Source organism: Citrobacter sp. NCU1 (assembly GCF_010231475.1).
Lineage (GTDB): Bacteria > Pseudomonadota > Gammaproteobacteria > Enterobacterales > Enterobacteriaceae > Citrobacter_D.
The window spans coordinates 297,087-320,623 of sequence record NZ_NRDO01000034.1; the positions used below are offsets into that span (position 1 = coordinate 297,087).

Consider the following 23,537-nt stretch of genomic DNA (forward strand, 5'->3'; position numbering starts at 1 on the left):
AACAGGAGGAGTCAGGGGGGCAATTATTTTAAGGAAATGTGTAAGTTGTCCGCAGAAAATGTTAAACGGAACGCCTGATTTACCAAAGGGCAGGTTTTTCTGCTGCCAGCAGCGTGAGTTGTTGGCGTATTGTAATGCCATCAGGAAAGACCAACTCAGGTGCAATTTCAAACAGCGGCCACAGCATAAAGCCGCGGTTTTTCATGTCATAGTGGGGAAGGGTCAGACGTTCAGTGCTAATCACTTCATCGCCGAACAGCATGATATCGAGATCCAGCGTGCGCGGTCCCCAGCGCTCCGCTTTACGAACGCGCCCCTGCTGTAACTCAATACGCTGAGTATGGTTAAGCAGCGCTTCCGGCAGAAGCGTCGTTTCCAGTGCGATAGCGGCATTCAGATAGTCAGGCTGATCCTGCGGCCCCAGTGGCGGAGTGCGGTAAAACGAGGAGAGTGCGACAATCCGGCTTTCCGGGATCTCTCCCAACGCCTGAATCGCCGCATTGACCTGCTCCAGTGGAGAGGCCAGATTACTGCCAATTGCGATATACGCAAGGGTCATGCACTGCCCTCACGACGCGGAGCGCGTTTGCGTGGGCGACGATGACGTCGACGAGCGGCCGGCTCTTCATCCAGCTCGTTCAACATGCCTTTTTGCTCAGGCGGTGCAGAGACCTGGAACTCCCCCCACCACTGCGCCAGACGTTGCAGTTCTGCGTTGTTTTCCACTTCTGCGCGTAGAGCCAGTAAATCGTAAGATGCACGGAACTTAGGATGTTCCATCAGCTTCCAGGCGCGTTTACCCTGGCGGCGCGACATACGCAACTGGAGCTGCCAGATATCACGCGTGAGCGACGTCAGGCGTTTGGGGATCGCCAGCGAGCGGCAGGCTTCGTCCAGCACATCATTCATGGCTAATGCGAAGGCGTCGTAATAAGACAGACCGCTCTCTTGCGCAATTTTCTGTGCCATCTCAAGCAACGGGTACCAGAACATGGCGGCGAACAGGAATGCCGGGTTGACGCGCATATCATTGTGGATACGGTTGTCGGTGTTCTTCAGTACCTGCGCGATAATACGTTCCATCGCGCTATCGCCGTTTTCGGTGAAATAGCGTGTGATGGTCGGGAACAGCGGCTGGAACAGGCTGTACTCGCACAGTTTTTTATAGGTTTCAAAACCATAACCCGCCTGCAGAAGTTTCAGTGATTCTTCAAACAGACGCGCAGGAGGAATATCGTTGAGCAGTGTCGCCAGGCGAGGAATAGGCTCTGCGGTTTCCGGACTGATACGCATGTCGAGTTTTGCCGCAAAACGGACAGCGCGTAACATACGTACGGGATCTTCGCGGTAACGCGTTTCCGGATTACCGATCAGACGGATCACGCCATCTTCCAGATCCTTCATGCCGCCAACATAATCACGCACGGTAAAATCAGCCACGCTGTAATAGAGGCTGTTGATCGTGAAATCGCGACGTTGCGCATCTTCTTCAATAGAACCGAAGATGTTGTCACGCAGCAGCATGCCGTTTTGTCCACGCTGAGACGTGGTGCGGTCAGTGTCGCCGCCTTCGTGATGACCACGGAAGGTGGCTACTTCGATGATTTCCGGGCCAAACATGACGTGAGCCAGGCGGAACCGGCGACCGACCAGACGACAGTTGCGAAACAGTTTACGTACCTGATCAGGCGTGGCGTTGGTCGTTACGTCGAAATCTTTCGGTTTTTTGCCGAGCAGAAGATCGCGCACACCGCCGCCGACCAGCCAGGCTTCGTAACCCGCCTTATTGAGCCTGTACATTACCTTCAGCGCATTTTCACTGATATCTTTGCGGGAAATTCCGTGCTGTTCACGCGGGATTACCGTCATATGCGGACGGGCGACGACCGGTTCAGCCTCGCTCTCTTCGCGACTTAGCACTTTGCGGCAAAAATTAGCGACTCGGGTAAAAATAGTGCACCTCGGTAGTGTCAAACTTCAATCAGGACAAAAAAATAGCGGCTAATCATAGCTCAGCATGACGCGTTTGAGAACGCTGAATTTACAATAGACGATGCAGGCACTGTCGCAAGTGTCCAGTTCTTCACCGCATATTGCAGCAATTCCTCCACATTCATGTCCTGCCATTCTAACGCGACGTTCTGACCCAGGAAGCGTAACGCATCAATAAGGACCGGGCGCGGATCGCCCTGCGGTAGCGCAGGTGCATGATTCTGCTTGGAGAGTTTAGCGCCTTGTTCGTTGAGCGCCAGCGGAAGATGAATATAGTCAGGCACCTGCCAGCCGAATTGCTGGTACAACGAAATTTGTCGAACAGTGGGTTCGATTAAGTCCGCGCCGCGCACGATTTCAGTGATGCCCTGAAAATGATCGTCCACCACCACGGCGAGGTTATAGGCAAACAGGCCGTCGCGGCGATGAATGATAAAATCTTCTTGCGCCAGATGACGGTCTGCCTGGATATCCCCGCGCAGCACATCATAAAACCGGGTGACGGGATGTTGTTGTTTAATACGCACGGCAGCGTGCTCTGGTCCATGAGCCAGATCGCGACAATGCCCGTCGTAGATCCCGCCCAGGCTTTGGATTCGGGCTCGCGAGCATGTGCAGTTGTAGCTCAGACCTTGTTCAGAGAGCCAGGCCAGCGCGTCCCGGTAGGCATCATGGCGTTGGGATTGCCATAGGATGTCGCCGTCCCAGTGCAGACCGTAATGTTCCAGCTGACGCAGGATAGTTTCTGCGGCACCGGGAACTTCACGAGGAGGGTCAATGTCCTCAATACGCACTCGCCAGATACCCTTTTGCGCCCGCGCCCGCAAGTAGCTGCCCAACGCGGCGATCAATGAACCAAAGTGTAGTTCGCCGGAAGGGGAAGGGGCGAAACGGCCAATATAGTGTGAGTCTGTCATGTCTTAAGAAAAATAAAAAAATAAGGCGGGAGTGACTCCCGCCTGGATTGAAGGTGGTAAAAATGGCCGGGATTAACCTGCCATTTGTTTTTCGCGAATCTCAGCCAGCGTTTTGCAGTCGATGCACAGATCGGCTGTCGGACGCGCTTCCAGACGACGAATACCAATTTCCACACCGCAGGATTCGCAGTAGCCGAAATCTTCGTCTTCTACTTTCTTCAGCGTTTTCTCGATCTTTTTGATCAATTTGCGTTCACGATCGCGGTTACGCAGTTCAAGACTGAACTCTTCTTCCTGTGCGGCACGGTCCACCGGATCAGGGAAGTTCGCTGCTTCGTCCTGCATATGAGTTACAGTGCGATCGACTTCATCCCTAAGTTGATTACGCCATGCTTCCAGAATACGTCTGAAGTGCGACAGCTGGGCTTCGTTCATATACTCTTCGCCCGGCTTCTCCTGGTACGGCTCCACCCCAGCGATGGCGAGAATACTCAGGGACGATGTTTTACGGTTTTGCCCTTCTTGCATGTTGCTTCTCCTTAACACGCACTATCGATCCCCATGTTCGGGGGAAAAATCAGGTCGCTATAAATAACAGATGCTTTTCCGGATAGCAATTATCTATACGTAACACTTGACAACCCTGTGAGGAAAAGCGTATTTGCGCACGCGGCCAGAATACTAATTAACCAGTTGTTTTTACCACTACAATGTAATGGGCAACGGTTCATTAAGAGTCATGCCTTCGGCAGAAAGTTCCGCTTTATAAACCAGAATTTCTACCCCCTTTTGTTGTGCTTCAATCAGGAGTTGCGCATATTTTGCATCGATATGCCGCGCGGGTGAAAACCGTGTAATGGCTGTGTGCAGCACCGCAAATAACACCACGGCGCGATGGCCAGCAGCCGCTACGCTCATCAGCTCCCGAAGATGTTTCTGACCTCGCTCAGTAACGGCATCGGGGAAATAACCATACTCTTCTTCTGCCAACGTAACCGATTTTACTTCAATATAGCAGTCGGGTCGGGAATCTGCCTGTAACATAAAATCAATACGGCTACGTTCGACGCCGTATTTTACTTCGCTTTTCAATACACTGTAGCCTGACAATTCCGGCAGGTGGTTATTTTCTATTGCCTCTTTCGTTAATCTGTTCGCCCACAGCGTATTAACACAAATGAACGCCCCGGACTGAGTTTCAGTTAATTCCCAGGTATGAGGATATTTTCGCTTCATATTTTCTGACGTCGAATACCACACGGTATCGCCTGCTGTCGCACAACCGGTCATTGCCCCTGTATTAGGGCAATGTAGCGTCAATTCGGTGCCGTCGGGCGTGATCACATCGGCTAAAAAACGCTTATAGCGCTGAATCAGCGTTGCGCGCTGTAAAGGGGGCGAAAATTTCATCTGAGTTCCTTGATTATTCGGCAAGTGTCCAGCGTTGTAATGCGGTGTATCGTGTACGTCCCCGCTCGAACGAAGAGGCATAAAGGGAAAATTCGGTCACTGGAAATGACCAGCAAAAACCTGGCGGCGGAATTGCCACGGCGTGACTGGCATCGCGCAGCAAGGTGATGTGCGGGTGAAAGGGTTGAGGGCTCTGATAACAGCCGCTACGCGCAGCTTGCGCCCGCAACATGTTGGCCAGTTGCAGCAGTCCTCGCGGCGACTGGCGCATCCCCAGCCAGACAACGCGCGAGCGTAACCATTGGCCCGCGTCATCCAGTTTGAGCGTAAATCCCGGTTGACGAATGCGTCCGGCAAGCTGTGACAGCGCCTGTTGTTTTTCCGGGCTGACCTCGCCCAGAAAGGCCAGCGTCAGATGCAGATTTGCGCTGGCCACCGGGCGACCATCCTCGGGGGCAAAATGGGCGGCACGCCAGGTGATAATTTGCTCACGAACAGGGCCGGGCAATTCAATCGCAAAGAACAGCCGTTTTGGCTCAGTCATGATGGGTACTCGGTTATGAATTAACGCGATGCTACAATGCAGCGCGAAGAAAGTTAACCCTCTGGAGTCATTTGTGACGTCGTTGCCTGTAGCCGCCGTACTGCCTGAACTGCTCACTGCCCTTGATAGCGCCCCCCAGGTTTTGTTGTCCGCGCCAACCGGGGCCGGGAAATCAACCTGGCTGCCGCTGCAGTTTCTGACACATAAAGGTATTCAGGGGCGGATTATCCTGCTGGAACCACGCCGTCTGGCGGCACGCAATGTGGCACAGCGACTGGCGGAGTTACTGAACGAAAAAACCGGTGAAACGGTAGGCTACCGGATGCGGGCGCAAAGTTGCGTGGGGCCGCAGACGCGCCTTGAAGTGGTCACAGAAGGCGTGCTGACAAGAATGATCCAACGCGACCCGGAGCTTAACGGCGTTGGGATGGTGATCCTCGATGAATTTCACGAGCGCAGTGTGCAGGCTGACCTGGCGCTGGCGTTGCTGTTGGATGTACAGCAGGGGCTGCGCGACGATTTAAAACTGCTGATCATGTCCGCAACGCTGGATAACGATCGCTTACAGCAACTGCTACCGGATGCGCCAGTGGTGGTCTCCGAAGGGCGCGTTTATCCTGTTGAACGCCGCTACCAGCCACTGGCGGCTCAACTGCGTTTTGATGAGGCAGTGGCCATTGCCACGGCGGAATTGCTGCGTAGCGAGTCGGGGTCGTTGCTGTTGTTTTTACCCGGTGTAGGAGAGATCCAGCGCGTACAGGAACATCTGGCTTCACGCGTGGGGAGCGATGTTCTGCTGTGTCCGTTGTATGGCGCATTGTCGTTGGATGACCAGCGCAAGGCCATCTTGCCAGCGCCAGCCGGGATGCGCAAAGTGGTGCTGGCAACCAATATTGCCGAAACCAGTTTAACGATCGAAGGGATCCGCCTGGTGGTGGACAGCGCGCAGGAGCGCGTGGCGCGTTTTGACGCGCGAACAGGACTGACGCGCCTGATAACCCAGCGCGTCAGCCAGGCCTCTATGACGCAGCGTGCGGGACGTGCAGGCCGACTGGAACCGGGGATCTGTCTTCACCTGCTTCCTAAAGATCAGGCACAGAGAGCGGCGGCGCAAAGCGAGCCGGAGATTTTGCAAAGCGATCTGTCGGGCGTGCTGATGGAGCTGTTGCAGTGGGGATGTCACGATCCCGCAGAGCTCACCTGGTTAGATCTTCCGCCAGCGACCCCTCTGCTGGCGGCTAAGCGGCTATTGCAGATGCTGAACGCGCTCGAGGGCGATCGCCTGAGCGCAATCGGTCAAAAAATGGCGGCGCTCGGCAACGACCCCCGACTGGCGGCGATGCTCGTTAGCGCCAAAAACAGCAGTGAAGCCGCCACGGCGGCGAAGCTCGCGGCGATGCTTGAAGAGCCGCTGCGGGGAGGGAAGTGCGATTTAAGCGTCGCATTTTCACGTCATCACCCCGGCTGGCAACAGCGCAGTCAGCAACTTCTGAAACGCCTCAACGTGCGCGCCACGGAACCGGACAGCCATTTGATAGCCCCGTTGCTTGCCCAGGCATTTGCCGATCGCATTGCGCGTCGACGTGGACTGGATGGGCGCTACCAACTGGCGAACGGGATGGGGGCAAAACTGGATGCCGATGACGCGCTGGGTCGCCATGAGTGGCTGATAGCACCTCTGTTGTTGCAAGGGAGCGCCTCACCAGATGCGCGTATTTTGCTGGCGCTGCCGCTGGATATCGACACGCTGATTCAGACGTGTCCCGCACTCTTGCAGCAATCCGACACGATTGAGTGGGATGAGGCGCAAGGCACGCTGAAAGCGCTACGCCGGTTGCGTATCGGGCAACTGACGGTAAAAGTTCAGCCGCTTGCCAAACCGTCCGAAGACGAACTGCATCAGGCGATGCTGAATGGCATTCGCGATAAAGGCTTAAGTGTGCTCAACTGGACGCCGGAAGCCGAGCAATTACGGCTGCGTTTGCACTGCGCGGCAAAATGGCTGCCGGAGTATGCGTGGCCTGCTGTCGATGAGGACTCGTTACTGGCTAGCCTGGAATCCTGGTTACTACCGCAGATGACCGGTGTGCATTCTCTGCGTGGGCTGAAGGCTGTGGATGTCGGTCTGGCGTTACGCAGTTTGCTGGACTGGTCTATGCTGCAACGTCTGGATAGTGAACTGCCTGCGCATTACACTGTGCCGACGGGAAGCCGGATAGCCATTCGTTATCATGATGATAACCCGCCTGCACTCGCTGTCAGAATGCAGGAGATGTTTGGGGAAGCGCAAACACCTACTATTGCTCAGGGGCGCGTTCCGCTGGTGCTCGAGTTATTATCACCGGCACAGCGACCACTGCAAATCACGCGGGATTTAAGCGCGTTCTGGCAGGGCGCCTACCGTGAGGTACAAAAAGAGATGAAAGGACGCTATCCCAAACATGTGTGGCCAGACGATCCGGCGAATACCGCGCCGACGCGGCGTACCAAAAAGTATTCGTAGTGGTCCCGTAGGTCGGATAAGCGAAGCGCCATCCGGCAAAAAACCAAATAATTGAGAGATTTCTTCTTCTGTCCTCTGGCGGAAGAACAGAGAATCAGGCCCTTGCGCCTGAACGTTGTGGAGAAAAAGCATGGCCGGGAATGACCGCGAGCCAATCGGGCGTAAAGGGAAACCGACGCGTCCGGTGAAACAAAAAGTGAGCCGTCGTCGACTCAGAGATGAAGAGTATGACGACGATTATGATGACGACTATGAGGATGAAGAACCGATGCCGCGTAAGGGTAAAGGCAAAGGCGGTAAGCCTCGTGGTAAGCGCGGCTGGATGTGGCTGTTGCTAAAACTGTCGATTGTTTTTGTGGTGCTGATTGCCATTTACGGCGTCTACCTGGATCAAAAAATCCGTAGCCGTATTGATGGCAAAGTCTGGCAATTGCCTGCGGCAGTCTATGGCCGTATGGTGAACCTTGAGCCGGAAATGCCGGTCAGCAAAACCGAAATGGTGAAGTTGCTGGAAGCGACGCAGTATCGTCAGGTGTCGAAAATGACGCGCCCTGGCGAGTTCACTGTACAGGCGAACAGCATTGAGATGATTCGCCGCCCGTTTGACTTCCCGGATAGTAAAGAAGGGCAGGTACGGGCGCGTTTGACGTTTGATGGCGATCATCTCGACACTATCGAGAACATGGACAACAACCGCCAGTTCGGTTTCTTCCGTCTCGATCCGCGTCTGATCACGATGCTCTCTTCACCAAACGGCGAACAGCGTCTGTTTGTACCGCGTAACGGCTTCCCGGATCTGCTGGTAGATACGCTGTTGGCGACCGAAGACCGCCATTTCTATGAACATGATGGGGTCAGCCTGTATTCCATCGGGCGCGCGGTGCTGGCGAACCTGACGGCCGGACGTACGGTGCAGGGAGCGAGTACGCTGACTCAGCAGCTGGTGAAAAACCTCTTCCTCACCAGCGAACGTTCCTACTGGCGTAAAGCCAACGAAGCCTACATGGCGCTGCTGATGGATGCGCGTTACAGCAAGGATCGCATTCTCGAACTGTACATGAACGAAGTGTACCTCGGTCAGAGCGGCGACAATGAGATTCGCGGCTTCCCGCTGGCGAGTTTGTACTATTTTGGTCGTCCGGTTGAGGAACTGAGTCTTGATCAGCAGGCCTTGCTGGTGGGAATGGTGAAAGGGGCGTCCATCTATAATCCGTGGCGTAACCCGAAACTGGCGCTGGAGCGTCGTAACCTGGTATTACGTCTGCTGCAACAACAGCAGGTCATTGACCAGGAACTTTACGAAATGCTGAGTGCGCGTCCGTTGGGCGTGCAGCCGCGCGGTGGGGTGATCTCTCCACAGCCGGCGTTCATGCAGATGGTGCGTCAGGAGCTGCAGGCGAAGCTGGGCGACAAAGTTAAAGATCTCTCCGGGGTGAAGATCTTCACGACGTTTGACTCGGTGGCGCAGGATGCCGCAGAGAAAGCCGCCGTTGAGGGGATTCCGGTACTCAAGAAACAACGCAAACTCAGCGATCTGGAAACGGCTATCGTGGTGGTTGACCGCTTCAGTGGCGAAGTGCGGGCAATGGTCGGGGGTGCTGAACCGCAGTTTGCAGGTTACAACCGTGCCATGCAGGCGCGCCGTTCCATTGGCTCACTGGCGAAACCAGCGACCTATCTGACCGCGCTCAGTCAGCCGAAGTTGTATCGTCTCAATACCTGGATCGCCGATGCGCCGATTGCCCTGCGCCAGCCAAACGGCCAGGTCTGGTCGCCGCAGAACGATGACCGCCGCTACAGCGAGAGCGGTAAAGTGATGCTGGTGGATGCTCTGACGCGTTCGATGAACGTGCCGACGGTGAATTTGGGGATGGCGCTGGGACTGCCGGCCGTCACCGATACCTGGCTGAAGCTGGGCGCGCCGAAAGATCAGCTTAATCCGGTGCCGGCGATGCTGCTTGGGGCGTTGAACCTGACGCCAATCGAAGTCGCGCAGGCGTTCCAGACGATCGCCAGTGGCGGTAACCGGGCGCCGTTGTCGGCGTTACGTTCGGTGATTGCTGAAGATGGCTCGGTGCTCTATCAGAGCTTCCCGCAGGCGGAACGCGCGGTTCCGGCGCAAGCGGCCTATATGACGCTGTGGACCATGCAGCAGGTTGTACAGCGTGGTACTGGACGTCAACTGGGGGCGAAATATCCGGGACTGCATTTGGCGGGTAAAACCGGAACCACCAACAATAACGTGGATACCTGGTTTGCCGGTATCGACGGAAGCCAGGTCACGATTACCTGGGTGGGACGTGATAATAATCAGCCAACCAAACTGTACGGCGCCAGTGGTGCGATGTCGATTTATCAGCGCTACCTGGCCAACCAGACGCCAGCTCCGCTGGTGTTAACTCCACCGGAAGACATTGTGGATATGGGCGTGGATTACGACGGCAACTTTGTGTGTGGCGGCGGAATGCGTACGCTTCCGGTCTGGACCACCGATCCTGATGCGCTGTGCCAGCAGGGCGAGATGATGCAACAACCGCAATCAGGTAATCCGTTTGACCAGTCCTCTCAACCGCAACAGCAGCAACAGCAACCGCCGCAGCAGGAGAAGAAAGACGGTGACGGCGTCGCGGGCTGGATAAAAGAGATGTTTGGCAGTAACTAATGCCCTCAAAACCCGCTTCGGCGGGTTTTTCTTTTGCCGCACGGTAAGGCGATTTCGCCTAATTCAATAACCCCTTCATTTTATCTGGTTACTTCTTAACCCCTCAGTTTCCGCAGGGTTGTGTATCGCTTGCGATCTCGCCAGCGTTTCGAATATTATGCTGCCGTCATAATAATAATTCTCGTTTACGTTATCATTCACTTTTCATCAGAGATATACCAATGGCGCGTTTTAAAACTGCTCAGCCAAACTACTCGCTGCGTAAAATTGCGGTCGTAGTAGCCACAGCGGTTAGCGGCATGTCTGTCTATGCACAGGCAGCGGTTCAACCGAAAGAAGAAACCATTACTGTTACCGCTGCACCTGCCCCGCAAGAAAGTGCATGGGGACCCGCAGCAACCATCGCAGCGCGACAATCCGCGACGGCAACCAAAACGGATACCCCGATTGAAAAGACTCCCCAGTCTATTTCTGTTGTAACCGCTGAGGAGATGGCGCTGCACCAGCCTAAATCTGTGAAAGAGGCGCTCAGCTACACGCCAGGCGTTGCTGTGGGCACTCGTGGCGCATCCAACACCTATGACTACCTGATTATCCGCGGTTTCGCTGCCGATGGCCAAAGCCAGAATAACTATCTGAATGGCCTGAAGATGCAGGGTAACTTCTACAACGACGCGGTGATCGATCCCTATATGCTGGAGCGCGCGGAAGTGATGCGCGGTCCGGTTTCCGTTCTTTACGGAAAGAGCAACCCGGGTGGCTTACTGAACATGGTCAGCAAGCGCCCAACCACAGAGCCCCTGAAAGAAGTTCAGTTTAAAATGGGCACCGACAACCTGTTCCAGACCGGGTTTGATTTCAGCGATGCGCTGGATGATGATGGTGTTTACTCCTATCGCTTAACCGGCCTTGCGCGTTCCGCCGATGCGCAGCAGCAGGGCGCAGAAGAGCAACGCTATACTATCGCGCCGTCTTTCTCCTGGCGTCCGGATGACAAAACCAACTTCACCTTCCTCTCTTACTTCCAGAACGAGCCGGAGACCGGTTACTACGGCTGGTTGCCAAAAGAGGGGACCGTGTCCGAATTGCCTAACGGTAAACGTCTGTCTACTGATTTTAACGAAGGCGCTGACAACAATACCTACTCTCGTAACGAGAAGATGGTGGGCTACAGCTTCGATCACGAATTTAACGACACCTTTACCGTGCGACAGAACCTGCGCTTTGCGGAAAATAAAACCTCGCAAAACAGCGTCTACGGCTATGGCGTGTGCTCTGACCCTGCAAACGTGGGCAGCAAACAATGTGCGGCGCTGGCACCGGAAGACAAAGGCCACTATCTCGCACGTAAGTATGTTGTTGATGATGAGAAATTGCAGAACTTTGCGGTTGATACCCAGTTGCAGAGTAACTTTGCAACTGGCGAAGTTGACCATATCCTGCTGACCGGCGTTGACTTTATGCGTATGCGTAATGACATCAACTCCTGGTTTGGTTATGACGACTCTGTTCCTCTGCTGGACCTGTACAATCCGGTGAACGGCGATTTCGATTTTAATTCGAAAGATCCTGCGACCTCTGGCCCTTATCAGGTTCTGAACAAGCAGAAACAGACTGGGGTGTATATTCAGGATCAGGCGCAGTGGGACAAAGTTCTGGTAACATTGGGCGGTCGTTATGACTGGGCTGATCAGGAGTCGTTCAACCGTGTTTATGGCACGACCTCAGAGCGTGATGACAACCAGTTTACCTGGCGTGGTGGTGTTAACTATCTGTTCGATAATGGTGTAACCCCGTACTTCAGCTACAGCGAATCGTTTGAACCGTCTTCACAGACGGATGCGCAAGGTAATCTGTTCGCCCCTTCAAAAGGCAAACAGTACGAAGTCGGTGTCAAATATGTGCCGAAAGATCGCCCGATCGTGATTACCGGCGCTCTGTATCAACTGACGAAAACCAACAACCTGATGGCGGACCCGGCGGGTTCATTCTTCTCGGTTGACGGTGGCGAGATTCGTGCGCGTGGCGTTGAGATCGAAGCGAAAGCGGCGCTGTCGGCGAGTGTTAACGTCGTCGGTTCATACACGTATACCGATGTTGAATACACAACAGACACCAAATACAAAGGCAACACGCCTGCACAGGTGCCGGAACACATGGCGTCACTGTGGGGAGATTACACCTTTTATGATGGCGCATTGTCGGGTCTGACGCTGGGTACCGGGGGACGTTTTAGCAGCTCAAGCTATGGCGACCCGGCAAACTCCTTTAAAGTGGGGAGTTATGCCGTTATGGATGCGTTAGTACGCTACGATCTGGCTCGCGTGGGTATGGCGGGTTCCAACGTGGCGCTCCACGTTAACAACCTGCTTGATCGTGAATACGTCGCCAGTTGCTTCAACACGTACGGCTGCTTCTGGGGCGCGGAACGCCAGGTTGTTGCAACCGCAACCTTCCGTTTCTAATTTCTCTTAGGGCACGGTTATCCGTGCCCGTTTTACAAGTTGGCCGCTATGCAGGAAAACACAACCCATTCCGACACGACGTTTGCATTGCACAATGTCTCTTTTCGCGTGCCTGGACGTACGCTGCTGCATCCTCTCTCTCTGACCTTTCCTGTCGGTAAAGTGATCGGACTTATCGGGCATAACGGCTCAGGTAAATCCACCCTGCTGAAAATGCTCGGACGACATCAGCCGCCTTCTCAAGGCGAGATTTTGTTGGACGGTCAGCCGCTGGAAAACTGGAGCAGCAAAGCGTTTGCGCGCAAAGTCGCTTATTTGCCCCAGCAGTTGCCGCAGGCTGAAGGGATGACGGTGCGTGAACTTGTCGCGATTGGGCGTTATCCGTGGCATGGCGCATTGGGGCGTTTTGGCGTGGCCGACAGAGAAAAAGTGGAAGAAGCGATCACGTTGGTCGGTTTAAAACCGTTGGCGCATCGGTTGGTGGATAGCCTTTCCGGTGGCGAGCGTCAGCGGGCATGGATAGCGATGCTGGTGGCGCAGGATAGCCGCTGCCTGTTGCTTGATGAACCCACCTCGGCGCTGGATATTGCGCATCAGGTTGATGTGCTGGCGTTGGTGCACCGTTTAAGCCAGCAGCGCGGCCTGACCGTAATTGCCGTGCTTCATGATATCAATATGGCTGCGCGCTACTGCGACTATCTGGTCGCACTGCGTGGCGGTGAAATGATCGCGCAGGGAACCCCCGCCGAACTGATGCGGGGTGAAACACTGGAACAGATTTACGGCATCCCGATGGGGATTTTACCGCACCCTGCGGGCGCCGCACCTGTGAGTTTTGTTTATTAATGAGTGGTTTATATCCTCTTTCTCGCCGTCGCTTTTTAACCGCGATGGCGCTTTCTCCGTTGCTCTGGAAGATGGGGCAGGCACGCGCCGCCTCTGTTGACCTGCAGCGTATTGTGGCGCTGGAATGGCTACCGGTAGAGCTTCTGCTGGCGCTAGGCATTACGCCGTACGGCGTGGCAGATACTCCTAACTACCGTTTGTGGGTCAACGAACCGCCGTTGCCGGACTCCGTGATTGACGTGGGTTTGCGTACTGAGCCGAATCTGGAACTGCTGACTGAAATGAAACCCTCATTTATGTTCTGGTCGGCAGGATACGGCCCTTCGCCTGAGAAGCTGGGCCGTATTGCACCGGGACATGGGTTTAACTTCAGTGACGGCAAAAATCCCCTGGCGGTGGCGCGCCAGTCGCTCACTGAGATGGCGCAACTTCTCAATGTGGAACCCGCTGCCCAACGCCATTTAGCAGAGTTCGACAGCTTTATCGAAAGCCAGAAAACACGCTTTACCCAGCGTGGGGAGAGGCCGTTGCTGATAACGAGCCTGCTGGATTCGCGTCATATGCTGGTCTTCGGGCCGAATTGCCTCTTTCAGCCGGTGCTGGACGAATATGGCATTCGTAATGCCTGGCAGGGTGAAACCAATTTTTGGGGAAGCTCCGTGGTGGGGATTGATCGTCTGGCGGCCTATAAAGAGGCTGATGTTGTCTGTTTTGACCACGGTAACCAGCGTGAGATGGACGCTTTGATCGCCACACCGCTGTGGCAGGCAATGCCATTTGTGCGTGCCGGGCGTTTTCAGCAGGTGCCCGCTGTCTGGTTCTACGGCGCAACGCTTTCAACCATGAATTTTGTTCGTATTCTGGATAATGCGCTGGGAGGCAAGGCGTGAGTAAACGTATTGCGCTGTTTCCGGCCGCATTTCTGGCGGTACTGCTGATTGTTGCCGCCGGGCTAACCTGGTCAAATTTCTCAATCGCACTGCCTTGTCGCCAGTGGCTGCAGGCGTTGTGGTCACCCGATATTGATGTGGTTGAGCAGATGTTGTTCCACTACAGTTTGTTGCCGCGTCTGGCGATCTCTTTGCTGGTGGGGGCGGGACTGGGATTGGTGGGCGTACTCTTTCAGCAGGTGCTGCGTAACCCGCTGGCGGAGCCGACGACATTGGGTGTGGCAACCGGTGCGCAACTGGGGATCACCGTCACCACCCTGTGGGCGCTTCCCGGCGCATTGACCACGCAATTCGCCGCACTGGTGGGCGCCTGTGTCGTCGGCGCGGTGGTGTTTGGCGTTGCGTGGGGGAAACGTCTGTCTCCGGTGACGTTAATTCTCGCCGGCTTGGTCGTCAGCTTGTATTGCGGTGCCATCAATCAACTGATGGTCCTTTTCCATCATGATCAGCTGCAAAGTATGTTTCTCTGGAGTTCCGGGACGCTGACGCAAACGGACTGGGGCGGCGTGCAGCGTCTGTGGCCGCAGTTGTTGGGTGGAGTGATGCTCACGTTGCTGTTGTTACGCCCGATGACTCTGATGGGGTTAGACGACGGCGTGGCGCGCAATCTGGGGCTGGCCTTATCGTTGGCGCGTCTGGCGGTGCTGTCACTGGCGATTGTGCTCAGTGCGCTACTGGTTAACGCGGTGGGGATTATCGGCTTCATCGGGCTGTTTGCACCGCTGCTCGCGAAAATGCTCGGTGCACGGCGTCTGCTGGCGCGTCTGATGCTCGCGCCGCTGATTGGGGCGCTGATCCTCTGGCTTTCTGATCAAATCATTCTCTGGCTGACGCGCGTGTGGATGGAAGTGTCCACCGGGTCGGCAACGGCGTTGATTGGCGCGCCGCTGCTTCTGTGGCTGCTGCCGCGTCTGCGCAGCATGAGCATGCCAGCGATGAATGCGAATGACAGGATTGTAACCGAACGACAACATGTGCTGGGTTTTGCGCTGGCAGGCGGCGTGCTGCTGCTGGCGGTGGTTATTGTGGCCCTCTCACTGGGACGAGATGTGCATGGCTGGACGTGGGCCAGCGGCGCAATGCTGGATGAATTACTGCCCTGGCGCTGGCCGCGTATTCTGGCCGCCATGATCGCTGGCGTGATGCTGGCGGTTGCCGGGTGCATTATTCAACGCCTGACCGGTAACCCGATGGCGAGTCCGGAAGTGTTGGGGATAAGCTCCGGCGCGGCGTTTGGTGTGGTATTAATGCTGTTTCTGGTTCCGGGAAATGCGTTCGGCTGGCTGCTGCCTGCCGGGAGTCTTGGCGCGGCAGTCACGTTGCTGATCATTATGATCGCCGCCGGACGCGGAGGATTCTCTCCACACCGTATGTTACTGGCGGGGATGGCGCTCAGTACGGCATTCACCATGCTACTGATGATGTTACAGGCAAGCGGCGATCCGCGAATGGCGGAAGTGTTAACCTGGATCTCGGGTTCGACCTACAACGCTTCGGGTGAGCAAGTGTTGCATACCGGGATCGTAATGGTGATTTTGTTGGCGATCGCGCCGCTGTGTCGTCGTTGGCTGACCATCTTACCGTTAGGTGGCGATACCGCTCGGGCTGTGGGGATGGCGCTGACACCTTCGCGCATTGGTCTGCTGATGCTGGCCTCGTGTCTGACGGCGACGGCGACAATGACCATTGGCCCGCTGAGCTTTGTCGGTTTGATGGCGCCGCACATTGCGCGGATGTTAGGTTTTCGGCGGACGATGCCGCATATGATCATGTCGGCGCTGGCGGGGGGCGTGCTGTTAGTCTTCGCTGACTGGTGCGGCAGGATGGTCTTGTTCCCGTATCAGATCCCTGCGGGATTGCTTTCGACGTTTATTGGCGCGCCGTACTTTATTTATCTGTTGAGAAAGCAGAGCCGGTAATAATGCTACGCGCTTAAATGGTGTATTTGTAGGCCGGGTAAGGCGTCAGCCGCTACCCGGCATTGTATTGCCTGATGGCGCTGACGCTTATCAGGCCTACGGTTCTTCACGCGTTGTTACAGCTTCGCGAACACCCGACGCGCGGCGTCGATGGTGTTATTGATATCGTCCATGCTGTGCGCTACGGACATAAAACCGGCTTCAAAGGCGGACGGCGCCAGATAAACGCCCTCGTCCAGCATCAGATGGAAGAAACGCTTAAAGCGCTCCACATCACATGCCATCACATCCTGGTAGCAGTTTACCGATTCGGCATCGGTGAAGAATATCCCGAACATGCCGCCAACATGGTTCACCACCAGCGGAATTCCCGCATCCTGTGCTGCGTCCAGCAGACCTTCAGACAGTCGCGTGGTCAGCTCATCCAGCGTTTCATGGATCCCCGGTTGAGCGACTTCGGTCAGGCAGGCAAAACCGGCGGCCATCGCGATAGGGTTACCGGAAAGCGTTCCCGCCTGATAAACCGGACCGGTCGGAGCCAGCGCATCCATCACGTCGCGACGACCGCCGAAAGCGCCAACAGGCATACCGCCGCCGATGATTTTGCCCAGGCACGTCAGATCCGGTGTCACACCGTAGTAATCCTGTGCACCTGCCAGCGCGACACGGAAGCCCGTCATCACTTCGTCAATAATCAGCAGTGCGCCGAACTCGTCACACAACGCGCGCAGACCAGGCAGGAATTCCGGCAGCGGCGGGATGCAGTTCATGTTACCTGCGACGGGCTCAACGATGATGCAGGCAATTTCCTCGGGATACTGTTCGAATGCCGCGCGAACGGAGTTCAGATCGTTGTAAGTACAGGTCAGGGTATGTTTCGCGAAATCTGCCGGTACGCCCGGTGAGTTCGGCTGGCCCAGCGTCAACGCGCCAGAACCGGCTTTAACCAGCAGGCAATCGGCGTGACCGTGGTAGCAGCCTTCAAATTTGATGATCTTGTCGCGGCCAGTAAAGCCGCGAGCCAGACGGATGGCGCTCATGGTGGCTTCGGTACCGGAGTTCACCATACGTACCATATCCATCGTTGGCACCAGATTGGTGACCAGTTCCGCCATTTTGACTTCCATCTCGGTGGGAGCACCGAAACTCAGACCACGTGAGGCGGCTTCAATCACCGCGTTACGGATCGCCGGATGGTTGTGACCCAACACCATCGGTCCCCAGGAACCGACATAATCGATGTAGGCTTTGCCATCGACATCATACAGATACGCACCGTCTGCCTTTTCGATAAACAGCGGAGTGCCTCCCACGCCAGTAAAGGCGCGAACAGGGGAGTTAACGCCGCCGGGGATGAGCTCGCGTGCTGCGCTGTAGAGGTTTTCAGACTTACTCATGGAGGGGTTCCTGGTTCGTAGAAAAAGTGAATGCCCGCTATTCTATGTAAAGTTTTCCGCATTTGAAACAACACGATTTCCAGGGGATTTTCACCGAAGAGGCGAGTACAATGCCGCCTCTGCATTTGTATTTTACCCGGCATACTTCACGTTGCAGATGCGTTGGCTCTCCTCGCTCACCCCAGTCACTTACTTTTGTAAGCGCCAGGGGATTCACTGCGTCGCCGCCTTCCTGCAACTCGAATTATTTAGGGTAATCCAATTAATGATTATCTGATGAAAACAGACACTCCCTCTTTTGGCGCTCAGCACGTTTTGCGCTTACGGCGACGGGATCTGATCCGCCGACTCGTTGAGCGCGATAAAACGCCGCTGGCGATTTTGTTGATGGCAGCCGTTGTCGGCACAGTGACCGGGTTGGCTGGCGTGGCGTTCGAAAAAGCGGTGACCTGGGTCCAGAACCAGCGTTTGGGTACATTGGCCCATGTCGCAGACCATGCATGGTTGGTCTGGCCGCTGGCTTTTATTCTCTCTGCCGGGCTTGCGATGGTCGGTTATTATCTGGTGCGCAAATTTGCGCCGGAAGCGGGTGGTTCGGGTATCCCGGAAATAGAAGGCGCTCTGGAAGAGTTACGTCCGGTTCGCTGGTGGCGCGTACTGCCCGTTAAGTTTGTGGGAGGAATGGGGACGCTCGGCGCAGGAATGGTGCTCGGGCGCGAAGGGCCCACGGTGCAGATTGGCGGAAATATTGGTCGCATGGTGCTGGACGTGTTCCGCATGCGCAGCGCTGAAGCGCGCCACACGTTGCTGGCAACCGGTGCGGCCGCGGGGCTTTCTGCCGCGTTTAACGCGCCGTTGGCGGGTATTCTGTTCATTCTTGAAGAGATGCGTCCGCAGTTTCGTTACAACCTTATTTCGATCAAGGCGGTGTTCACAGGCGTTATCATGTCCAGCATCGTGTTTCGCATCTTCAACGGAGAAGCGCCGATCATTGAGGTGGGCAAACTGTCGAATGCGCCGATTAACACCCTGTGGCTCTATTTGATCCTCGGAATGATCTTTGGTTGTGTTGGGCCTGTCTTCAATACGATGGTGCTGCGTACCCAGGACATGTTTCAACGCTTTCATGGCGGCGATCTCAAAAAATGGGTATTGATGGGCGGAGTTATCGGCGGGCTGTGCGGTATTCTCGGACTGATTAAACCGGAGGCGGCTGGCGGAGGCTTTAACCTGATTCCCATTGCCGCCGCCGGTAATTTCAGCGTTGGACTGCTGTTGTTTATCTTTATTGCGCGGGTGATTACCACGCTGCTCTGTTTTTCATCCGGCGCGCCTGGCGGTATTTTTGCGCCGATGCTGGCGTTGGGGACGTTACTGGGCACAGCGTTTGGCATGGCGGCGGCGGTATTTTTCCCGCAATATCATCTTGAGGCGGGGACATTTGCGATTGCCGGAATGGGGGCACTGCTGGCGGCATCTGTGCGTGCGCCGTTGACGGGGATTGTGCTGGTTCTGGAAATGACCGATAACTATCAGCTCATTTTGCCAATGATTATTACCTGCCTTGGCGCAACACTATTGGCGCAATTTATGGGCGGAAAGCCGCTATACTCTACGATCCTTGCCCGTACGCTGGCAAAGCAGGACGCAGAGCAGGCGGCAAAAAGCCAGAGCGTTACCGCTGGCGAGAATACTTGAACGAAATACCAGGGTATTAGATAATGACGAGAGTATTGGGTTAGAATTTGCCCAATTGCCAATGTCGTTTGGAGCAAAAAATGAGTGATGACGTAGCGCTGCCACTGCAATTTACTGAAGCAGCAGCCAATAAAGTAAAAAGCCTGATCGCTGATGAAGATAACCCGAATCTGAAATTACGTGTGTATATCACCGGTGGTGGTTGCAGCGGTTTCCAGTACGGTTTCACCTTTGATGATCAGGTGAACGATGGCGATATGACCATTGAGAAACAGGGCGTCGGCCTGGTTGTTGATCCGATGAGCCTGCAGTATCTGGTGGGCGGATCCGTTGATTACACCGAAGGTCTGGAAGGTTCTCGTTTCGTCGTGACCAACCCGAACGCAAAAAGCACCTGTGGGTGCGGCTCGTCCTTCAGTATCTGATTGTACTGAACATGAAAAAGCCGTGTCCCAGACGCGGCTTTTTGCTATCTGCTGTGATCATCCAGCGCAAAGGTGGGCAGCTTCAGGTGCCAGCGAATGGCGGCAAGTCGAATGATGAGCGTCACGACCATACCCAGCATACTGGACGTTTCCAGTGGAATATCAAAAGTGTAATACGCAGTAGCATGCACGATACCGCCGATGATACAGGCCGTTGCATAAATTTCGGTACGTAAAATCATGGGAACTTCGCGGGCTAACACATCACGAATAATCCCACCGCCGACGCCGGTAATTACGCCCATACAAATGGCAACCAGTGGACCGCTTCCCGCAATAAAGGCTTTATTCACGCCAATCCCCACAAATACCGCAAGACCAACGGCATCCAACACTGGGAGCATCCATTTAGGCAGGCGTCTGGGCTGGCGCACCAGTACAATGGTGAGCATGCTGGTGATCATCGCCACCACCAGGTCTGTCGGGTCTTTTACCCAAAATACCGGTCCGTTATCCAGCGCCATATCGCGAATGGTTCCCCCGCCTACGGCCGTAACAACGCCGAGAACCAGAACGCCAAACGGGTCCATGCGCAGCTTTCCGGCCAGTAATACGCCAGAGATAGCAAATACGGCTGTGCCTACAATATCGAGCCAATAGACGAGCATCGTCGAATCCCCACTGAGAGCCTGGCGAGGCCTGGCTCTATTTCACTTGTGAAAGCGCATTACAGAGTTGTTTTGCGGCGAGGATAATACGCGGGCTTGCGCGTTCAAACCAGTCACTGGTGAGTGGAATAACCGGAATTTTTAGCTGATTTCCCCAGTATTGTTTGATTTTGAGGATTTCGCCCGAATCTCCTGCGACGACGATCGCTTGGGGAGCCCTTGCCAGCACCTGTTCGCGACTCACCTGCGGCCAGGGAACACGACTATCGGAAAAGACATTTTCTCCGCCACACAGCTCAATAACCTGGTTCTGAATCGAGTTTTTTCCGCTGGTAAAGGGCGGATTGATGCCAAACTGGAGAAACACCCGCTTTTTCGGTTTCTCTGCATACTGAGATTTTAGCTGAGCATACTCATCCAACAAGGCTTGCGCTGCACGTTTGGCTTTTTCTGGATCGGGACTCCAGGCCGCCAACGTCTGCAACGCGCCAGCGACCTGCTCGATGGTCTCCGCGTCTATCCAGATAACTTTGATGCCCAAAGAGGTCAGTTGGTTGACCTGCCGCTCTGAATTCCCCCCACGCCAGGCGATAACCAGATCGGGCTTTAACGCCACAATCCGTTCCAGATTCATCCCTTGCCAGGTGGAAACTTCATCGATGTCTTTCGCTTCCGGGGGATAGTCGGAATAACTGCTCACACCAACGGGGGTAATTCCTGCGGCAAAGGCAAGCTCGGTGTTGGCGGGGGAGAGGGAAACGACACGCGGCGCGGCGGAGATCCACACCGGAAGGGCGAAAAGCAGGGCGGCCAGCGCCCTGGATAATGATTTAGCCATGTGCCAGTTTCTGGACCAGTGTTTCCACCATCAAGCTGGACTGTTTGGCGGCAACCACCAGGAACTCGTCAAAGCTGAGGTGAGACTGTTGATCGGCCACGTCAGAAATGGCGCGAACTACCACAAAAGGCACGTTAAAGTTATGACAAACGTGCGCGATAGCGGTCGCTTCCATTTCTACGGCAATCGCGTTCGGGAAGTTATGGCGGATGCGCGCCAGACCGACGGATCCATTAATGAAGGCGTCGCCACTGACGATCAACCCGCGCACCGCATTCAGGTTCAGTTCTGCGATGCAGGATTCGGCTGCAGCGATCAGTTTGTCATCCGCTTTAAAACCTGCAGGGCAACCCGGAAGCTGGCCAAATTCATAACCAAACGCAGTGACGTCGGCATCGTGATAACGCGCTTCGTCAGAAACCACGATATCACCGACGTTCAGCGTTGGTGCCAGTCCGCCTGCAGAACCTGTATTAACAATGACATCCGGCTTGCAGCGCTCGAGAAGCAGGGTTGCGCCCAGCGCAGCCGCGACTTTACCGATGCCTGATTTCAGTAGCGCAACCTCAGTTCCGTTCAGCTGGCCGGTGTAAATTTCACAACCGCCAAGGGTAATTGTCTGACGGTTTTCGATTTTGTCACGCAGTAGCGTAACTTCTTCTTCCATTGCACCAATGATGCCGATTTTCATAGATTTACTCGCGATAAGCCAGATTTGAGGGCATAGTCTATCATGCGCTTAAGGTGAAGCGCATTGCTCAGGCGGGAGAGAACATGGCACAGATCGATTTCCGAAATAAAATTAACTGGCACCGTCGTTATCGTTCACCGCAAGGCACGAAGTCTGAGCACGAAATTCTACGGATCTTTGAGAGCGATCGTGGTCGGATCATCAATTCTCCCGCTATTCGTCGTCTGCAACAGAAAACGCAAGTATTCCCGCTTGAACGCAATGCGGCGGTGCGGACGCGACTGACGCACTCTCTGGAAGTGCAGCAGGTTGGGCGTTATATCGCTAAAGAAATACTGAGTCGCCTTAAAGAACTGAAACTGTTAGAAAAGTATGGTCTTGATGAGTTGACCGGTCCTTTTGAAAGCATCGTGGAGATGTCCTGCCTGATGCACGATATTGGCAATCCACCGTTTGGGCATTTTGGCGAGGCGGCGATTAACGATTGGTTCCGTCAGCGTTTGTTTCCGGCAGATGCGGAAAGCCAGCCACTCAGTGACGATCGATGTGTCGTTGCGGCGCTGAGACTGCGTGAGGGTGAGGAGTCAGTGAATCATCTTCGTCGTAAAGTGCGCCAGGACTTATGTCAGTTTGAAGGTAATGCTCAGGGGATTCGTCTGGTTCATACATTGATGCGAATGAATCTGACCTGGGCGCAGGTGGGCGGTATTTTAAAATATACGCGGCCTGCCTGGTGGCGGGGGGAAACACCGTCCTCGCATAGCTATTTGATGAAAAAACCGGGCTACTATCTTTCTGAAGAACCCTATATTGAGAGGTTACGTAAAGAACTTGAAATGGCGCCTTACAGTCGATATCCATTAGCGTGGATTATGGAGGCGGCTGACGACATTTCATATTGCGTGGCCGATCTTGAGGATGCCGTTGAGAAAAGAATCTTCAGCGTGGAGCAGCTTTATCATCATCTTCATGAGGCCTGGGGGCATCATGAAAAAGGTTCACTGTTCATGCAGGTAGTTGAGAATGCCTGGGAGAAATCGCGCGCTAATTCATTAAGTCGTAGCACGGAAGACCAATTTTTTATGTATTTACGCGTAAATACACTTAATAAACTGGTGCCGTATGCTGCCCAGCGCTTTATTGATAATTTGCCGCAAATCTTTGACGGAAATTTCAATCACGCATTGCTGGAGGATGCCAGTGGCTTCAGTCAGTTGCTTGAGTTATATAAAAATGTCGCGGTAAAACATGTGTTTAGTCATCCGGATGTTGAGCAACTGGAATTACAAGGATACCGGGTGATCAGTGGTTTGCTGGAGATTTATCAGCCGCTATTAAAAATGTCGCTATTAGATTTTTCTGAGCTGGTTGATAACGAACGACTGAAACGCTTTCCTATTGAGTCCAGACTATTCCAGAAGCTCTCTACGCGTCATCGCCTGGCTTATGTTGAAGTTGTGGGAAAATTAGCACCGGACTCGCCGGAATACGTCACGCTGGAATATTATTATCGCTGCCGTCTGATTCAGGATTATATCAGTGGGATGACAGATTTGTATGCCTGGGATGAATATCGCCGTCTGATGGCAGTTGAATAATATTCAACCTTTTG

General features: G+C 54.6%; 19 protein-coding genes. 9 read left to right on the forward strand and 10 right to left on the reverse strand.

The window, feature by feature from the left end:
• Nucleotides 1–79 precede the first annotated feature (79 nt).
• The 6 genes from folK to thpR form a co-directional block, all read right to left on the reverse strand.
• Nucleotides 80–559 carry a 2-amino-4-hydroxy-6-hydroxymethyldihydropteridine diphosphokinase gene (gene folK, locus CJP72_RS11295; protein WP_162381099.1) on the reverse strand — a complete coding sequence of 160 codons (480 nt, stop codon included), beginning with the start codon at nucleotides 557–559 and terminating at the stop codon, nucleotides 80–82.
• Nucleotides 556–1,953 carry a polynucleotide adenylyltransferase PcnB gene (gene pcnB / locus CJP72_RS11300; RefSeq protein WP_342212301.1) on the reverse strand — a complete coding sequence of 466 codons (1,398 nt, stop codon included), beginning with the start codon at nucleotides 1,951–1,953 and terminating at the stop codon, nucleotides 556–558. The genes folK and pcnB overlap by 4 nt, the downstream gene beginning before the upstream one ends.
• Nucleotides 1,954–2,012: 59 nt before the next feature.
• Nucleotides 2,013–2,909 (reverse strand): tRNA glutamyl-Q(34) synthetase GluQRS, encoded by an 897-nt coding sequence (gluQRS, locus tag CJP72_RS11305; protein ID WP_162381103.1) that lies wholly within the window; start codon nucleotides 2,907–2,909, stop codon nucleotides 2,013–2,015.
• A 72-nt stretch (nucleotides 2,910–2,981) separates the two neighbouring features.
• The gene (gene dksA / locus CJP72_RS11310) at nucleotides 2,982–3,437 is read right to left on the reverse strand and encodes an RNA polymerase-binding protein DksA (protein WP_003829221.1); all 456 of its coding nucleotides are present in this window, start codon (nucleotides 3,435–3,437) and stop codon (nucleotides 2,982–2,984) included.
• Between the two features lie 177 nt (nucleotides 3,438–3,614).
• A complete protein-coding gene (gene sfsA, locus CJP72_RS11315) occupies nucleotides 3,615–4,319 on the reverse strand; it encodes a DNA/RNA nuclease SfsA (protein ID WP_162381104.1) in 705 nt (234 codons plus the stop codon).
• A gap of 13 nt (nucleotides 4,320–4,332) precedes the next feature.
• Entirely contained in the window at nucleotides 4,333–4,863 is a 531-nt protein-coding gene (gene thpR, locus CJP72_RS11320; protein WP_162381106.1) for an RNA 2',3'-cyclic phosphodiesterase, read from the reverse strand.
• A 73-nt stretch (nucleotides 4,864–4,936) separates the two neighbouring features.
• On the opposite strand from thpR, the gene hrpB reads away from it, so the two are divergent.
• The 6 genes from hrpB (at nucleotide 4,937) to fhuB (ending at nucleotide 16,208) form a co-directional block, all read left to right on the forward strand.
• The gene (hrpB, locus tag CJP72_RS11325) at nucleotides 4,937–7,366 is read left to right on the forward strand and encodes an ATP-dependent helicase HrpB (RefSeq protein ID WP_342212298.1); all 2,430 of its coding nucleotides are present in this window, start codon (nucleotides 4,937–4,939) and stop codon (nucleotides 7,364–7,366) included.
• Nucleotides 7,367–7,496: 130 nt separating this feature from the next.
• A complete protein-coding gene (mrcB, locus tag CJP72_RS11330; RefSeq protein ID WP_162381110.1) occupies nucleotides 7,497–10,028 on the forward strand; it encodes a bifunctional glycosyl transferase/transpeptidase in 2,532 nt (843 codons plus the stop codon).
• Between the two features lie 221 nt (nucleotides 10,029–10,249).
• Nucleotides 10,250–12,493 carry a ferrichrome porin FhuA gene (gene fhuA, locus CJP72_RS11335; protein ID WP_162381112.1) on the forward strand — a complete coding sequence of 748 codons (2,244 nt, stop codon included), beginning with the start codon at nucleotides 10,250–10,252 and terminating at the stop codon, nucleotides 12,491–12,493.
• A gap of 48 nt (nucleotides 12,494–12,541) precedes the next feature.
• On the forward strand, nucleotides 12,542–13,339 hold the full coding sequence (fhuC, locus tag CJP72_RS11340; protein ID WP_162381113.1) for a Fe3+-hydroxamate ABC transporter ATP-binding protein FhuC: 798 nt from the start codon (nucleotides 12,542–12,544) through the stop codon (nucleotides 13,337–13,339).
• Nucleotides 13,339–14,229, forward strand: a complete 891-nt coding sequence (gene fhuD / locus CJP72_RS11345; protein WP_162381114.1) for a Fe(3+)-hydroxamate ABC transporter substrate-binding protein FhuD — start codon at nucleotides 13,339–13,341, stop codon at nucleotides 14,227–14,229. Before fhuC ends, fhuD begins: the two co-directional genes overlap by 1 nt.
• The gene (fhuB, locus tag CJP72_RS11350; protein ID WP_162381116.1) at nucleotides 14,226–16,208 is read left to right on the forward strand and encodes a Fe(3+)-hydroxamate ABC transporter permease FhuB; all 1,983 of its coding nucleotides are present in this window, start codon (nucleotides 14,226–14,228) and stop codon (nucleotides 16,206–16,208) included. Before fhuD ends, fhuB begins: the two co-directional genes overlap by 4 nt.
• Nucleotides 16,209–16,324: 116 nt before the next feature.
• Here the strand turns inward: fhuB and hemL are convergent, their stop codons facing one another.
• Nucleotides 16,325–17,605, reverse strand: a complete 1,281-nt coding sequence (gene hemL, locus CJP72_RS11355; protein ID WP_162381118.1) for a glutamate-1-semialdehyde 2,1-aminomutase — start codon at nucleotides 17,603–17,605, stop codon at nucleotides 16,325–16,327.
• Between the two features lie 276 nt (nucleotides 17,606–17,881).
• Here hemL and clcA point away from each other — a divergent pair, with 276 nt between their 5' ends.
• Together clcA and erpA are read left to right on the forward strand one after the other, a co-directional pair.
• The gene (gene clcA, locus CJP72_RS11360) at nucleotides 17,882–19,303 is read left to right on the forward strand and encodes a H(+)/Cl(-) exchange transporter ClcA (protein ID WP_162381120.1); all 1,422 of its coding nucleotides are present in this window, start codon (nucleotides 17,882–17,884) and stop codon (nucleotides 19,301–19,303) included.
• Between the two features lie 80 nt (nucleotides 19,304–19,383).
• Nucleotides 19,384–19,728 carry an iron-sulfur cluster insertion protein ErpA gene (erpA, locus tag CJP72_RS11365; RefSeq protein WP_006686771.1) on the forward strand — a complete coding sequence of 115 codons (345 nt, stop codon included), beginning with the start codon at nucleotides 19,384–19,386 and terminating at the stop codon, nucleotides 19,726–19,728.
• Between the two features lie 44 nt (nucleotides 19,729–19,772).
• Here erpA and CJP72_RS11370 read toward each other — a convergent pair whose 3' ends face one another.
• From CJP72_RS11370 to mtnN, 3 genes are read right to left on the reverse strand one after another with little or no spacing between them, the layout of a single operon-like run.
• Nucleotides 19,773–20,396: a TRIC cation channel family protein gene (locus CJP72_RS11370; RefSeq protein WP_162381122.1), complete on the reverse strand. Its 624-nt coding sequence runs from the start codon at nucleotides 20,394–20,396 to the stop codon at nucleotides 19,773–19,775.
• Between the two features lie 37 nt (nucleotides 20,397–20,433).
• Entirely contained in the window at nucleotides 20,434–21,234 is an 801-nt protein-coding gene (gene btuF, locus CJP72_RS11375) for a vitamin B12 ABC transporter substrate-binding protein BtuF (protein WP_162381124.1), read from the reverse strand.
• Nucleotides 21,227–21,925 (reverse strand): 5'-methylthioadenosine/S-adenosylhomocysteine nucleosidase, encoded by a 699-nt coding sequence (mtnN, locus tag CJP72_RS11380; RefSeq protein ID WP_162381126.1) that lies wholly within the window; start codon nucleotides 21,923–21,925, stop codon nucleotides 21,227–21,229. The genes btuF and mtnN overlap by 8 nt, the downstream gene beginning before the upstream one ends.
• A gap of 83 nt (nucleotides 21,926–22,008) precedes the next feature.
• Here mtnN and dgt point away from each other — a divergent pair, with 83 nt between their 5' ends.
• The gene (dgt, locus tag CJP72_RS11385; protein ID WP_162381128.1) at nucleotides 22,009–23,523 is read left to right on the forward strand and encodes a dGTPase; all 1,515 of its coding nucleotides are present in this window, start codon (nucleotides 22,009–22,011) and stop codon (nucleotides 23,521–23,523) included.
• The last annotated feature ends 14 nt before the right edge of the window (nucleotides 23,524–23,537 follow it).